This window comes from Streptomyces sp. NPDC018263 (genome assembly GCF_055562575.1).
Genome location: NZ_JBVHFA010000011.1, coordinates 140,681 through 154,492, shown reverse-complemented (window position 1 = coordinate 154,492; position 13,812 = coordinate 140,681). Strand labels below are relative to the sequence as shown.

Here is a 13,812-nt window from a genome sequence, read left to right as displayed (position 1 = left end):
TACGGGGGGGGGCGCCCCCCCCCGGGGGGGGGGGGGCGGGGCGGCGGGGGGGGGGGGGGGCCCCCCCCCCCCCCCCCCCGCCGCTCGAGGTTTCAGCCGGTCACAGTTCGCCCAGTTCGTCGGCGTACGGCGGCTCCGCGCCCGCCCGTGAGCAGGTGACCGCCGCCGCCCGCGCGGCGAAGCCGAGCAGCCGCCGCCAGGTGTCCGGCCCCAGCCCGGCGAGCGCCCGCGCGGACAGCGCGTCCAGGGTGGACAGGCCGTGCAGCAGGGCCGCGTTCACGGTGTCCCCGGCGCCGATGGTGTCCACGACGTCGACCTTCTCGCCGGGCACCTCGTGCTCCGAGCCGTCGGCGGTGAAGACGGTGAGCCCGTCGCTGCCCCGCGTGACAACCACGGCCGACGGCCCCGCGGCCAGCCACTCGCGCGGGGTGCCGCCCAGCCAGCGGGCGTCCTCCTCGGACAGCTTCAGCAGCGTCACCGAGGGCAGCCAGCCCCGGAACCGCTCGCGGTAGGCGTCCGCGTCCGGGATCAGGCCCGCCCGGATGTTGGGGTCGAGCGCGGTGAACAGGCCCTGTGCGGCGGCCGACCGCATCAGCTCCTCGTAGGCGCTCGCCCCCGGCTCCAGGGCGAGCGAGCAGGTGCCGAAGGACACCGCGCGGGTGCCCTCGGGCAGGGCGGCCGGGGTGGTGAAGAGGCGGTCGGCGGTGCCCTCGACGTAGAAGGAGTAGGCCGCCGAGCCGCCGGAGTCGATGGTGGCCACGGCGAGCGTGGTCGGTTCGGGGCCGCGCTGCACCGCGGACACGTCCACCCCGGCCCGCCGCAGCCCGTCCAGCAGGGCCTCGCCGAAGGCGTCGTGCGAGGCGCGGGAGGCGAAGGCGGTCGGCGAGCCCAGCCGACCGAGGGCCACGGCGGTGTTGTACGGGCCGCCGCCGAGCGCCGGCCGGAGGCCGGCCAGGGCGCCACGGCCCTGCGGTACCAGGTCGATCAGTGCCTCACCGGCGACGACGATCACGGGGTGGTTCCCTTCTCGGACTGCGAGGTCGATTCCATGCTGCTGCTCCGGGTGTCCGCCGGCCGCGGCTCCGGGCAGCCGCAGGATGCGCGGTGGACGAAGGCACAGGGCAGCCGTACCGTCCTCGCCTCCCGGTCCGGTGCCGCCAGGCGGTCCAGCAGCACCCGGACGGCCAGGGCGCCCATCTCCCGGCTGGGCTGGGCGATCGCGGTGAGCCGGGGTGTGAACAGGTCGGCCCAGGCGAAGTCGTCGAAGCAGGCGAGGGCGATGTCGCCGGGCACGCCCAGGCCCCGTTCCCGCAGTGCGCGCAGGGCGCCGATCGTCATCGCGTTGTTGGCGGTGACCAGTGCCGTGGGCGCGGCGGGCAGGGAGAGCAGCGCGGCCGTGGCCCGCTCGGCACCCGTGGACTCGCTGCTGCCGGACACCACGAGTTCGTCGTCGGCGTCGAGCCCCGCCGCCGCGAGCCCCTGCCGGTACCCCGCGATCCGCTCGCTGGTGGTGCTGAGCCCCGGCAGCCCGGCGACGAGGCCGATCCGCCGGTGCCCCAGCGAGGCGAGGTGGGTGACCAGCCCGGCCATGGGCCCGGAGTTCTCGGCGCAGACCTGGTCGAAGGGGCCCTGGCCGGGGCCGGCCGGCCCCAGCACCCGGTCCAGCAGCACCGTCGGCACGGCCTGGCGCCGGAGGTACGCCACGAGGTCGCCCGGCTCGGCGGAGGGCGCGACGATCATGCCGTCCACCCGGCGCCCGTGCAGCAGTCGGACGGCCTTCAGTTCGTGCGCGGGGTCGTCGTGCGGGTCCGCGATGAGCAGGCTGTAGCCCGCCTCCAGCGCGGCCGCCTCCACGCCCTGGAGGATCTCGGTGAAGTACGGGTTGCTGATCGCCGACACCGCGAGCCCGATGGAGCGGGTCCGGGAGGTCACCAGGGAGCGGGCAAGGGAGTTGGGCGTGTAGCCGAGGGCCTCGACGGCGTCCAGCACGGCCTGCCGGGTGCGGGGGAGCACCGGGCGCGTGCCGTTGAGCACGTGGGAGACGGTCGCCACGGAGACACCGGCGCTCCGGGCCACGTCGGCCATGGTGGACATCGCGCTTCCCCTCCCACGAAATCCCGGAACGCCTTACGAAATCCCGGGACGCGGTCCCGGCCGCCGGCCGGGGCACGGCGGGCGGGCGCGGGCCACGGCGGCCACCGTTGGTCCCACGGGCGGGAAGGTATCCCATCGGCCACCGCTGCGTAAACGCTTGCGCAAGCGCTTGCGAAGGCTCCCTCGTCCGGAGACGCCCACAGTCGCGCGCGGCCCGCGCGCCCGCCCCCGCTCCGAAACCGTCCCCCATGCCCGGATAAGGTCGCCCTGCACATCCCCTGACCTGTGGAGAGACCGATGTCCGCCCGATCGTCCGCGAGCCGCCGTACCGTCCTCCGAGGAGCCGCCGTGGCGCCGGTCGCCGGGCTCGGGCTGGCCGCCTGTGCCGCTCCGCAGGACGACAAGGGCGCGTCCGCGGTCACCTCCTCCGTCGACCTCGGGGCCGAGGGCGAGGTGGCCAAGGGTGCGGCGAAGCTCTACCGGGACCACAACGTGGTGGTCAGCCGGGACGCGGAAGGTGGCCTGAAGGCGTACAGCCTGGTGTGCACGCACGCCGGCTGCGTGATCAACAAGCTGCGCGGTACCACCCTGGTCTGCCCCTGCCACGGCAGCGAGTTCGACGCCGTCACCGGCAAGGTGGTCCAGGCCCCGGCCACCGAGCCGCTGAGCGAACTGCCGGTGAAGGTGGCGGACGGCCGGATCGTCGCGGGCCCGGCCGCCTGACTCCGGCTGTCAGCCCGGCGCGGGGCCCCTCGGTTCACTCCCAGTCCCAGGCGATCCCCACCGTCCCCGGCCGGACCCGCGGCTCCACCACGTGGACGCTGCGGTGCGGCTCGCCGACCGCCAGCTCCTGCCGTCCCGTGCGCGGCGCGGCGGGGGAGAACTGGGTGAAGCGGTGGCAGCGGGCGGGGAGCGCGGACGCGTCGAAGCGCACCTGGAGCGCGTACTGGCCGCCCGGTGAGCCGAAGCGGTGCACGTACTCGTGCGAGGCCCCGGCGGTGCCGTCGGTGATGCCGTACCGGAAGAGGAAGGTGTCGCCGGAGCGCAGCCGGGTGCCGAAGAGCAGTTCGGCCACCAGGACGCCGGTCTCCCGGTCCAGCCGGACGCGGCCGGTGCGGCAGTTCTCCAGTGCGTGCACGGCCATGCCGTCCGGACGGCAGCCGGGATCGCCGTGGTGGACGGCGACGAAGCGGTCCACGCCGTCGCGGTGGGCGCGCACGATGTGCTCGGACTCGCGGGCCGCCAGTTCGCGCCGTCCCCCGATGCGGACGCGTTCGTGGTGGCCGAGGGTGTGCAATCCGCCGTCCGGCGCCCAGTCCAGCTCCGCCCGGAGGCGGTCCAGCATGTCGGACGCCTCGATCAGGGAGCGGTAGGAGCGGGGCGCCGGGCGGTCGCCGTCGGCCGTCTCCGGTGCCTCGGCGAGCAGCCTGATCAGGGATTCCTCGGGCAGCCTGAGGATCTCCTCCAGGGCGCGCACGGCGCGCAGCGACTCCGGGCGCTGGGGGCGGCGGGCGCCCTGCTGCCAGTAGCTGAGGCTGGTCACGCCGACCTTCACCCCGTGGCGCGACAGATGGTGCTGCACGCGCTGGAGCGGCAGCCCGCGGGCGGCTATCGCGGCGCGCAGCGCCACATGGAAGGGGCCGCCCCGCAGGGCCGTCTCCAGCTCGGCGGAGGCGAGGTCCGGGTGCTCTGTGACATGTGGCATGCACAGAAGCCTTTCTGTGAGGTGTCACCACGGCTGGTCAGACCGCGGTGCGGGGTCGTGTGCCACCCCGTGGGCCCCTGGGGGCGCGCTCGCGGGCGGGCACGCCGTTCGCGTGCGCCGAGTGCGCGGCCCCGAGTTCCCCCGCATTGAAGCGTGTTGACCAGACCCCGACAACACCCTGGGTCACGTCATGGCCTGGATCGTGACACCCCGAAGCCTCCGCCGGCCCGGTTGTCCACAGGCCGGTCCGGCGCCTCCGCGACCGTTGTCCACAGGCCCGGCGCGGTGTCCTCGCTCGCCAGTAGGGTGTGAGTCATGGCCGACCCCTCCAGCTACCGCCCCAGGCCGGGCGAGATCCCCGACTCTCCGGGGGTGTACAGGTTCCGTGACGAGCACCGCCGGGTGATCTACGTCGGAAAGGCGAAGAGCCTGCGCCAGCGCCTGGCGAACTACTTCCAGGACCTGGCGAACCTGCACCCCCGCACCCGCTCCATGGTCACCACCGCCGCGTCCGTGGAGTGGACCGTGGTGTCCACGGAGGTCGAGGCGCTCCAGCTGGAGTACTCCTGGATCAAGGAGTACGACCCCCGGTTCAACGTCAAGTACCGCGACGACAAGAGCTACCCGTACCTCGCCGTCACGATGAACGAGGAGTTCCCCCGCGTCCAGGTGATGCGCGGTCACAAGAAGAAGGGCGTGCGGTACTTCGGCCCTTACGCACACGCGTGGGCGATCCGGGACACCGTCGACCTGCTGCTGCGCGTCTTCCCGGTGCGCACCTGCTCGGCCGGCGTCTTCAAGAACGCCGAGCGCACCGGTCGCCCCTGTCTGCTCGGCTACATCGGCAAGTGCTCCGCGCCCTGTGTCGGCCGGATCTCGCCGGAGGACCACTACGAGCTGGCCGAGGAGTTCTGCGACTTCATGGCGGGCCGCACCGGCACCTACCTCCGCCGCCTGGAGAAGCAGATGGCCGAGGCGTCGGACGAGATGGAGTACGAGCGGGCCGCCCGCCTGCGCGACGACGTCGGCGCCCTGAAGAAGGCCATGGAGAAGAACGCGGTCGTGCTCGCCGACGCGACCGACGCCGACCTGATCGCCGTCGCCGAGGACGAGCTGGAGGCCGCCGTCCAGATCTTCCACGTGCGCGGCGGCCGGGTGCGCGGCCAGCGCGGCTGGGTCACCGACAAGGTCGAGGAGATCACCACCGGCGCCCTGGTCGAACACGCCCTCCAGCAGCTCTACGGCGAGGAGACCGGGGACTCCGTGCCCAAGGAGGTGCTGGTCCCGGCGCTGCCCGAACCGGTGGAGCCGGTCCAGGAGTGGCTGACCGTCCGGCGCGGGGCCAACGTCTCGCTGCGCATCCCGCAGCGCGGCGACAAGAAGGCGCTGATGGAGACCGTCCAGCGCAACGCCCAGCAGGCCCTCGTGCTGCACAAGACCAAGCGCGCCTCCGACCTCACCACCCGCTCCCGCGCGCTGGAGGAGATCGCCGACGCCCTCGGCCTCGACAGCGCCCCGCTGCGGATCGAGTGCTACGACATCTCCCACCTCCAGGGCGACGACGTGGTGGCCTCCATGGTCGTCTTCGAGGACGGCCTCCAGCGCAAGAACGAGTACCGCCGCTTCCAGATCAAGGGCTTCGCCGGCCAGGACGACGTCCGTTCCATGCACGAGGTGATCACCCGCCGCTTCCGCCGCTACCTGGCGGAGAAGGAGAAGTCCGGCGAGTGGGCGGGCGCCGAGGACACCCCGGTGAACGGCACACCGGCCGGCATCCCCCTGATCGGTGAGGACGACGGAATCATCGGCGGCGCCAAGGACGACGACGGCCGCCCGAGGAAGTTCGCCTACCCGCCCCAGCTCGTGGTCGTCGACGGCGGGCGCCCGCAGGTCGCCGCCGCCCGGCGCGCGCTGGACGAGCTGGGCATCGACGACATCGCCGTCTGCGGTCTCGCCAAGCGCCTGGAGGAGGTCTGGGTGCCCGGCGAGGAGGACCCCGTGGTGCTGCCCCGCAGCAGCGAGGGCCTCTACCTCCTCCAGCGGGTGCGCGACGAGGCCCACCGCTTCGCCATCACCTACCAGCGGGCCAAGCGCGCCAAGCGGCTGCGCAGCGGCCCGCTGGACGAGGTCCCCGGCCTGGGCGAGACCCGCAAGCAGGCCCTCATCAAACACTTCGGCTCGGTCAAGCGGCTGCGCGCCGCCACCATCGAGCAGATCCAGGAAGTACCCGGCATAGGCCGGAAGACGGCCGAGACGATCGCGGTGGCACTCGCCCGTTCGGCCCCGGCCGCACCCGCCGTGAACACGGCGACCGGAGAGATCATTGACGAAGAGGAACCCGACACGACGGGCGGTTCCTCCGGAGAGTCCGTGAGCGCGGGCCTCCCGGACGACCGACGGGGGCAGGAGACATGACCGAGCACGAGGCACGGCCCACGGCCGAGCGGGACCGCGCACACGCGGCGACGGACGACAGCCCGCCCGAGGCGGCGGAACAGGACAACGGAGCACAGGTGAGTCAGGACGTCACGCCGGCAGCGGCCAACGACGCGCCCATCCCCGAGCTGGTGATCATCTCCGGCATGTCCGGAGCCGGCCGCTCGACGGCCGCGAAGTGCCTGGAGGACCTCGGCTGGTTCGTCGTCGACAACCTGCCGCCCGCCCTGATCCCCACCATGGTCGAGCTGGGCGCCCGCTCCCAGGGCAACGTGGCGCGCATCGCGGTCGTCGTGGACGTGCGCGGCCGCCGCTTCTTCGACAACCTCCGTGAGTCCCTCGCGGACCTCGACGGCCGGGGCGTCACCCGGCGCATCGTCTTCCTGGAGTCCTCCGAGGACGCCCTGGTGCGCCGCTTCGAGTCGGTGCGCCGCCCGCACCCCCTCCAGGGCGACGGCCGCATCGTGGACGGCATCGCCGCCGAGCGGGAGCTGCTGCGCGAGCTGCGCGGCGACGCCGACCTGGTCATCGACACCTCCAGCCTCAACGTGCACGAGCTGCGCGCCAAGATGGACGCCCAGTTCGCGGGCGAGGAGGAGCCCGAGCTGCGGGCCACCGTGATGTCCTTCGGCTTCAAGTACGGCCTCCCGGTCGACGCCGACCTGGTCGCGGACATGCGATTCCTGCCCAACCCGCACTGGGTCCCGGAGCTGCGCCCCTTCACCGGGGTCAACGAGGAGGTCGCCTCCTACGTCTTCAACCAGCCCGGCGCCAAGGAGTTCCTCGACCGGTACGCCGAGCTGCTCCGGCTGATCGCGGCCGGCTACCGCCGCGAGGGCAAGCGGTACGTGACCATCGCCATCGGCTGCACGGGCGGCAAGCACCGCTCGGTCGCCATGTCGGAGAAGCTCGCGGCGCGCCTCGCGGCGGAGGGCGTGGAGACGGTGGTCGTGCACCGGGACATGGGACGCGAATGACCGACCGTGCACGCCGGCTGCGCGGCCTGCGCCGCGTGGTCCCCGAGGGGCGCCTCGGCCGTGCGGCCGCCGAGGCGCGCGCGTCCCGCCCCGTCGAGGTGCGGGGCGCGCGGCCCCGCAGACGCGGCGCCCAGCCCAAGGTGGTCGCGCTCGGCGGCGGCATGGGCCTGTCCGCCTCGCTCGCCGCGCTGCGCCGGATCACCGGTGACCTCACCGCCGTGGTCACCGTGGCCGACGACGGCGGCTCCAGCGGCCGGCTCCGCGACGAGCTGGGCGTGCTCCCGCCCGGCGACCTCCGCAAGGCGCTGGCCGCGCTGTGCGGGGACGACGACTGGGGCCAGACCTGGGCCCGGGTCATCCAGCACCGCTTCCAGTCCCACGGCGACCTGCACGACCACGCGGTCGGCAACCTGCTCATCGTCGCCCTGTGGGAGCAGCTCGGCGACCATGTGCAGGCGCTCGACCTGGTCGGCAGGCTGCTCGGCGCGCACGGCCGGGTGCTGCCCATGTCGGCGGTGCCGCTGGAGTTGCAGGCCCTGGTCAGGGGACACGACCCGGCGCGCCCGGACGACGTGGACACCGTGCGGGGACAGGCGACGGTCGCGCTGACACCGGGCGAGGTGCAGTCGGTGCACCTGGTGCCCTCCGACCCGCCCGCCGTCCCCGAGGCGGTCGAGGCGGTGCTGGACGCGGACTGGGTGGTGCTCGGGCCGGGCTCCTGGTTCTCCTCCGTCATCCCGCACCTGCTGGTGCCCGAACTGCTGGACGCGCTCACCCAGACCAAGGCGCGCCGGGTCCTCCCGCTGAACCTCGCCCCGCAACCCGGCGAAACAGAGGGCTTCTCCCCGCAGCGTCATTTGGAGGTTTTGGGGCGACACGCCCCTAAACTCGCCCTGGACGTGGTGCTGGCCGACGAGGCGGCCGTGCCCGACCGCGATTCGCTCACCGAGGCCGCCAAGCGGCTGGGAGCCGCGGTCGAGCTGGCGCCGGTGGCCCGGACCGACGGAACTCCCCGGCACGATCCGGAGCTGCTGGCCGCCGCGTACGACCGTATTTTTCGGATGCATGGAAGGATCGGCCCATGGCGATGACGGCAGCGGTGAAGGATGAGATCTCCCGGCTCCCCGTCACCCGGACCTGCTGCAGAAAGGCGGAGGTCTCCGCCATTCTGCGGTTCGCCGGCGGCCTCCACCTGGTGAGCGGGCGCATTGTGATCGAGGCGGAGCTGGACACCGCGATGGCGGCCCGGCGCCTCAAGCGGGACATCCTGGAGATCTTCGGCCACAGCTCCGAGCTGATCGTGATGGCGCCCGGCGGCCTGAGGCGCGGCTCGCGCTATGTGGTGCGGGTCGTGGCGGGCGGTGACCAGTTGGCCCGGCAGACCGGCCTCGTGGACGGCCGGGGGCGCCCGATCCGGGGCCTGCCCCCGCAGGTCGTCTCCGGCGCCACCTGTGACGCCGAGGCCGCCTGGCGCGGCGCCTTCCTGGCGCACGGTTCGCTCACCGAGCCCGGCCGGTCCTCCTCGCTGGAGGTCACCTGCCCCGGCCCCGAGGCCGCGCTCGCGCTGGTCGGCGCCGCCCGCAGGCTGTCGATCGCCGCGAAGGCCCGCGAGGTGCGGGGCGTGGACCGGGTCGTCGTCCGGGACGGCGACGCCATCGGCGCCCTGCTCACCCGGCTCGGCGCGCACGAGTCGGTGCTTGCCTGGGAGGAGCGCCGGATGCGGCGCGAGGTCCGCGCGACCGCCAACCGGCTCGCCAACTTCGACGACGCCAACCTGCGCCGCTCGGCGCGGGCCGCCGTCGCCGCCGGGGCGCGGGTGCAGCGGGCGCTGGAGATCCTGGGCGAGGAGGTGCCCGAGCACCTCGCCGCCGCCGGCCGGCTGCGCATGGAGCACAAGCAGGCGTCCCTGGAGGAGCTGGGCGCGCTGGCCGACCCGCCGCTGACCAAGGACGCGGTGGCCGGCCGTATCCGCCGACTGCTGGCGATGGCCGACAAGCGCGCCTCCGACCTCGGTATCCCGAGCACCGAGGCCAACCTCTCCGAGGAGCTGGCGGACAACCTCGCGGGCTGATCCCCGAGGCGCCAAGGCGGGAGAACGTACAGACGCCGGTTCCGCCGCCCGTTCGGGTGGTCGGGACCGGCGTTTCGCGTGTCCTTGGGGCGCTCTTGACTCGATCATGCAGTGACATGAGCCTGGCAACCTGTTCGCCGCTGTGGCGGACCATCGCGAGGGGGGTTCATGAGACACCGAGTGAGACCCGCAGCCCGACGCACAGTCAGACCCGCGGCACGATCCGCCGCCACGGCGGTCCTCGCCGTCGGGGCGCTGCTGGCCGGAGCGGCCTGCCTCACGCCCGTCGCCCAGGCGCGGGAGAACGCGCCCGCCGGCAGCGGCGACGAGGTCAAGGTCTTCCGGGCCGACGTGACCCGCGCCCAGGTGCCCCTGCTGCTCAGGGCCGGTCAGGACGCCCATGAACTGGGGGAGCGGGTCGCCCCGCGCGGCCGGACCGCCGTCGAGGTCTATCTCACCGACCGTCAGGCCGACCGCCTGAAGGAGCAGGGCGTCCGCCTCACCGAGCACTCGCTGCCGAGCGGCGCGAACAAGCGCGTCGCTGCCGCAGCCCAGGGCGTGTTCCGCCCGTACAGCGGCAGCGGCGGGCTCAAGGAAGAGATCCTGCGGACGGCGCGGGAGAACCCCGGCCTCGCCAAGGTCGAGTCCATCGGCCGTACCGTGCGCGGCCAGGACATCCTCGCGCTCAAGGTCACCAGGAACGCCCGGACCGCGAAGGACGGCTCGCGGCCCGCCGTGCTGTACCTGTCCAACCAGCACGCCCGTGAGTGGATCACCCCGGAGATGACCCGGCGTCTGATGCACCACTACCTGGACAACTACCGGTCGGACAAACGGATCAGGAAGCTCGTGGACACCACCGAGCTGTGGTTCGTACTGTCCGCCAACCCCGACGGCTACGACCACACCTTCAAGGACTCCAGCACCCGGCTGTGGCGGAAGAACCTGCGCGACATCAACGGCGACGGCGTCATCGGCACCGGCGACGGCGTCGACCTCAACCGCAACTTCGGCTACAAGTGGGGCTACGACGACGAGGGTTCGTCCCCCAGCCCCGCCGGCGAGACCTACCGCGGCCCGAGCGCGGCCTCCGAGCCGGAGACCAGGGCGCTGGACGCGCTGGAGAAGCGCGTCCGGTTCGCGTACGGCATCAACTACCACTCCGCCGCCGAGCTGCTCCTCTACGGCGTCGGCTGGCAGGTCGCCACCGACACGCCCGACGACGTCCTCTACCGGGCGCTGGCCGGCACCCCCGACAACCCGGCGATCCCCGGCTACCGTTCCCAGGTCTCCTCGGAGCTGTACACCACCAACGGCGAGGCGGACGGCCAGGCCGCGAACGTCAACGGCATGGCGATGTTCACCCCCGAGATGTCCACCTGCGCGACCGCCTCCGAGTCCGACCCGGACGACGCCTGGAACCCCGACGACTGCCGGTCGGTCTTCACCTTCCCGGACGACGAGACGCTGATCCAGCGGGAGTTCGAGAAGAACGTGCCGTTCGCACTCTCCGTCGCGGAGACCGCCGCCCGCCCCGACCGGCCCGTCTCCACCGTCGGCCTGAGCGCCCCCGACTTCACCCCGGCCGCCTTCACCACCTCCTACGCGCGCGGCGGGGGCCAGCAGGTCTCCGTCGTCGCCCGCAAGGCGGTCCGGAACAAGCGGCTGGTCTACCGCGTCAACGGCGGCCGGACCCATGAGCGCGCCCTGCGCCCGTGGAAGGGCGGCGAGACCTACGGCGGCGACGACAACCTCCACTTCGACCAGTACCGCGCCCAGGTGCCCGGCGGCCGGGCCGGCGACCGGGTCGAGGTGTGGTTCACCGGAGCGGGCGGCAAGGCGGCGAGCGGACACTTCACGTACACCGTCGCCGACCGCGGCACCGCGGACACCCTGCTGGTCGCCGAAGAGGGCGCGACCGCGACCCAGGCCCGCGCCTACACCGACGCCCTGAAGGCGGCCGGCCGCAGGCCCCTGGTGTGGGACACGGCCCGGCGCGGCACCCCCGACGCCCTCGGTGTCCTCGGCCACTTCCGCACCGTCGTCCACTACTCCGGCCCCGACGGCCCCGGCAACGCCACCCAGCTCCAGTTGCGCGCCTACCTCAACGAGGGCGGCAAGCTGGTCGAGGCCGGCGAGCAGGCCGGCGGCGAGGTGGACCTCGGCGGCGGCAACCTCTCCGACGACTTCAGCCAGTACTACCTGGGCGCCTACAGCCGGACCTCGACCAAGGGCGTCACCGGCGTCACCGGCACCGGCGCGCTGAACGGCGTCTCCGCGGCGCTCGGCGACGCACCGGGCAACCCGCTCGACGCGGCCGGTGCCTACGGGGTCACCTCGGACGAGCTGCCCGCCACCGCGTACCCCCGGTTCCGCAGCGCGGGCGCGGCCCGGTTCACGGGCGCCGTCAGCCCGTACGGGCCGTACGCGGGCTCGTACATGGCCGCCGCCGTGCACACCGACGACGCCTACAAGCGCCTCACCCGCACCATCGACCTCACCGGGGTGGGCGCCGCCGAGAAGCCCGCGTTCGGCACCCGGCTGCTGTGGGACACCGAGCGCGGCTACGACCACGCGGTGGTGGAGGTCCACACCGTGGGCGCCGACGACTGGACGACCCTGCCGGAGGCGGGCGGTGCCACCACCGACGCCGTGCCCGCCGAGTGCGGGGCCGGGTTCCTGATCGGGGAGCACCCCTGGCTGAAGCACTACCTGACGCTCACGGGCAACGCGTGCACCGCCACGGGGACCACCGGCCGTTGGCACAGCCTCACCGGGCGGTCGTCGGGCTGGCAGAAGGTGGACTTCGATCTGAGCGCGTACGCGGGCAAGCAGATCGAGCTGTCCGTCTCCTACATCACCGACCCCGGCACCGGCGGCCACGGCGTGCTCGCGGACGACGCCTCGCTCGTCACCGGCGGCAACGCGAAGGAGACGGAAGGGTTCGAGTCCTCCCTCGGTCCCTGGCGCGCCTCTGGACCCCCAGCCGGGAGTCCCGCGGTGCTGAAGGACTGGGCCCGCACCGGCGCCCTCTTCCAGACCTATGGAGCGGTCACCACCGACGACACCGTGCTGCTCGGATTCGGCCTCGAACAGGTCGCGTCGGCGGCCGAACGGACCGCTCTCGTCCGCAAGGCGCTGGCCGCACTCGACAGGTGAGCGAGACCCCCTCTCAACGGTGCGCGGAAAGCCCCCGCATCAGGTGAGCCAACCCGCTCACGAACGAGTGAAAAGCGCGTCGGCGGTGCCCGTCATTCCCTGACAAAGAGGAGTGAATCCACCGCCGTTCCGAGGTGTTCCGTACCCTACTGACGGGTACGGAACGCCTGCCCTTTTATGCGCCATCTCGATGTCACCCCAGGGGCCGCAGAGGGGTAGGGTCGTGGTTGGTCGGGGACATCCCAAATACAGCTCGCCGGCACCGCATAGCCGGCGTACCAACGAGGAGATCGGTTCGTGACGATCCGCGTAGGCATCAACGGCTTCGGCCGCATCGGGCGTAACTACTTCCGCGCTCTGCTGGAGCAGGGTGCGGACATCGAGGTTGTGGCTGTCAACGACCTGGGTGACACCGCGACCACGGCGCACCTGCTGAAGTACGACACCATCCTGGGCCGCCTCAAGGCCGAGGTGACGCACACCGACGACACGATCACGGTCGACGGTCACACCATCAAGGTGCTCTCCGAGCGCAACCCCGCCGACATCCCGTGGGGCGAGCTGGGCGTCGACATCGTCATCGAGTCGACCGGCATCTTCACCAAGCGCGACGACGCCGCCAAGCACCTGGCCGGCGGCGCCAAGAAGGTCCTCATCTCGGCTCCGGCCAAGGACGAGGACATCACCATCGTCATGGGCGTCAACCAGGACAAGTACGACCCGGCGAAGGACCACGTCATCTCCAACGCCTCGTGCACCACCAACTGTGTGGCGCCGATGGCGAAGGTGCTGGACGAGAACTTCGGCATCGTCAGCGGCCTGATGACCACGGTGCACGCGTACACCAACGACCAGCGCATCCTGGACTTCCCGCACAAGGACCTGCGCCGCGCCCGCGCCGCCGCCGAGAACATCATCCCGACCACCACGGGCGCCGCCAAGGCCACCGCGCTGGTCCTGCCGCAGCTCAAGGGCAAGCTCGACGGCATCGCGATGCGCGTCCCGGTCCCGACCGGCTCGGCCACCGACCTGGTCGTGGAGCTCCAGCGCGAGGTCACCAAGGACGAGGTCAACGCCGCGTTCAAGAAGGCGTCCGAGGACGGTTCGCTCAAGGGCTTCCTGTCCTACACCGAGGACGAGATCGTGTCCTCCGACATCGTCGGCGACCCGGCCTCCTGCACCTTCGACTCGTCCCTGACCATGGTCCAGGACGGCAACACGGTGAAGATCCTCGGCTGGTACGACAACGAGTGGGGCTACTCCAACCGCCTCGTGGACCTGACGGTCTTCGTCGGCGAGCAGCTCTGATCCGCCGGATCGGACCCAGCAGGACCTTGAAGTGAGAGCAGGGCCCGGGCAGCGCACGGCCG

General features: G+C 72.7%; 10 protein-coding genes. 7 read left to right on the top strand and 3 right to left on the bottom strand.

The window, feature by feature from the left end; translation table 11 throughout:
* Positions 1-100 precede the first annotated feature (100 nt).
* Together ACZ3HQ_RS28790 and ACZ3HQ_RS28785 are read right to left on the bottom strand one after the other, a co-directional pair.
* Positions 101-1,012 (bottom strand): carbohydrate kinase family protein, encoded by a 912-nt coding sequence (locus ACZ3HQ_RS28790; protein WP_467515356.1) that lies wholly within the window; start codon positions 1,010-1,012, stop codon positions 101-103.
* The gene (locus tag ACZ3HQ_RS28785; RefSeq protein WP_467515353.1) at positions 1,009-2,094 is read right to left on the bottom strand and encodes a LacI family DNA-binding transcriptional regulator; all 1,086 of its coding nucleotides are present in this window, start codon (positions 2,092-2,094) and stop codon (positions 1,009-1,011) included. Before ACZ3HQ_RS28785 ends, ACZ3HQ_RS28790 begins: the two co-directional genes overlap by 4 nt.
* A gap of 297 nt (positions 2,095-2,391) precedes the next feature.
* Here ACZ3HQ_RS28785 and ACZ3HQ_RS28780 point away from each other — a divergent pair, with 297 nt between their 5' ends.
* Positions 2,392-2,817: a Rieske (2Fe-2S) protein gene (locus ACZ3HQ_RS28780; RefSeq protein ID WP_467515351.1), complete on the top strand. Its 426-nt coding sequence runs from the start codon at positions 2,392-2,394 to the stop codon at positions 2,815-2,817.
* Between the two features lie 34 nt (positions 2,818-2,851).
* Here the strand turns inward: ACZ3HQ_RS28780 and ACZ3HQ_RS28775 are convergent, their stop codons facing one another.
* Positions 2,852-3,799, bottom strand: a complete 948-nt coding sequence (locus ACZ3HQ_RS28775; RefSeq protein ID WP_467515349.1) for a hypothetical protein — start codon at positions 3,797-3,799, stop codon at positions 2,852-2,854.
* A gap of 315 nt (positions 3,800-4,114) precedes the next feature.
* On the opposite strand from ACZ3HQ_RS28775, the gene uvrC reads away from it, so the two are divergent.
* The 6 genes from uvrC to gap all read left to right on the top strand — a co-directional run bounded on the left by uvrC (position 4,115) and on the right by gap (position 13,750).
* Entirely contained in the window at positions 4,115-6,214 is a 2,100-nt protein-coding gene (uvrC, locus tag ACZ3HQ_RS28770) for an excinuclease ABC subunit UvrC (RefSeq protein ID WP_467515347.1), read from the top strand.
* On the top strand, positions 6,211-7,212 hold the full coding sequence (gene rapZ, locus ACZ3HQ_RS28765; RefSeq protein WP_467515345.1) for an RNase adapter RapZ: 1,002 nt from the start codon (positions 6,211-6,213) through the stop codon (positions 7,210-7,212). The genes uvrC and rapZ overlap by 4 nt, the downstream gene beginning before the upstream one ends.
* On the top strand, positions 7,209-8,303 hold the full coding sequence (locus ACZ3HQ_RS28760) for a gluconeogenesis factor YvcK family protein (protein WP_467515343.1): 1,095 nt from the start codon (positions 7,209-7,211) through the stop codon (positions 8,301-8,303). The genes rapZ and ACZ3HQ_RS28760 overlap by 4 nt, the downstream gene beginning before the upstream one ends.
* Complete coding sequence (gene whiA, locus ACZ3HQ_RS28755; protein WP_030809753.1) at positions 8,294-9,283, top strand: DNA-binding protein WhiA; 990 nt, start codon at positions 8,294-8,296, stop codon at positions 9,281-9,283. Before ACZ3HQ_RS28760 ends, whiA begins: the two co-directional genes overlap by 10 nt.
* Before the next feature lie 180 nt (positions 9,284-9,463).
* Entirely contained in the window at positions 9,464-12,442 is a 2,979-nt protein-coding gene (locus tag ACZ3HQ_RS28750) for a M14 family metallopeptidase (protein ID WP_467515341.1), read from the top strand.
* 297 nt (positions 12,443-12,739) lie between these two features.
* Positions 12,740-13,750, top strand: coding sequence for a type I glyceraldehyde-3-phosphate dehydrogenase (gap, locus tag ACZ3HQ_RS28745; protein ID WP_031182819.1), 1,011 nt, complete (start codon positions 12,740-12,742; stop codon positions 13,748-13,750).
* Positions 13,751-13,812: the final 62 nt, after the last annotated feature.

Bases quoted from the DNA above. Each gene is read 5' to 3' on its own strand.
- ACZ3HQ_RS28785 (WP_467515353.1), bottom strand. From the start codon at position 2,094: ATGTCCACCATGGCCGACGTGGCCCGGAGCGCCGGTGTCTCCGTGGCG.
- ACZ3HQ_RS28780 (WP_467515351.1), top strand. From the start codon at position 2,392: ATGTCCGCCCGATCGTCCGCGAGCCGCCGTACCGTCCTCCGAGGAGCC.
- ACZ3HQ_RS28775 (WP_467515349.1), bottom strand. From the start codon at position 3,799: ATGCCACATGTCACAGAGCACCCGGACCTCGCCTCCGCCGAGCTGGAG.
- uvrC (WP_467515347.1), top strand. From the start codon at position 4,115: ATGGCCGACCCCTCCAGCTACCGCCCCAGGCCGGGCGAGATCCCCGAC.
- rapZ (WP_467515345.1), top strand. From the start codon at position 6,211: ATGACCGAGCACGAGGCACGGCCCACGGCCGAGCGGGACCGCGCACAC.
- ACZ3HQ_RS28760 (WP_467515343.1), top strand. From the start codon at position 7,209: ATGACCGACCGTGCACGCCGGCTGCGCGGCCTGCGCCGCGTGGTCCCC.
- whiA (WP_030809753.1), top strand. From the start codon at position 8,294: ATGGCGATGACGGCAGCGGTGAAGGATGAGATCTCCCGGCTCCCCGTC.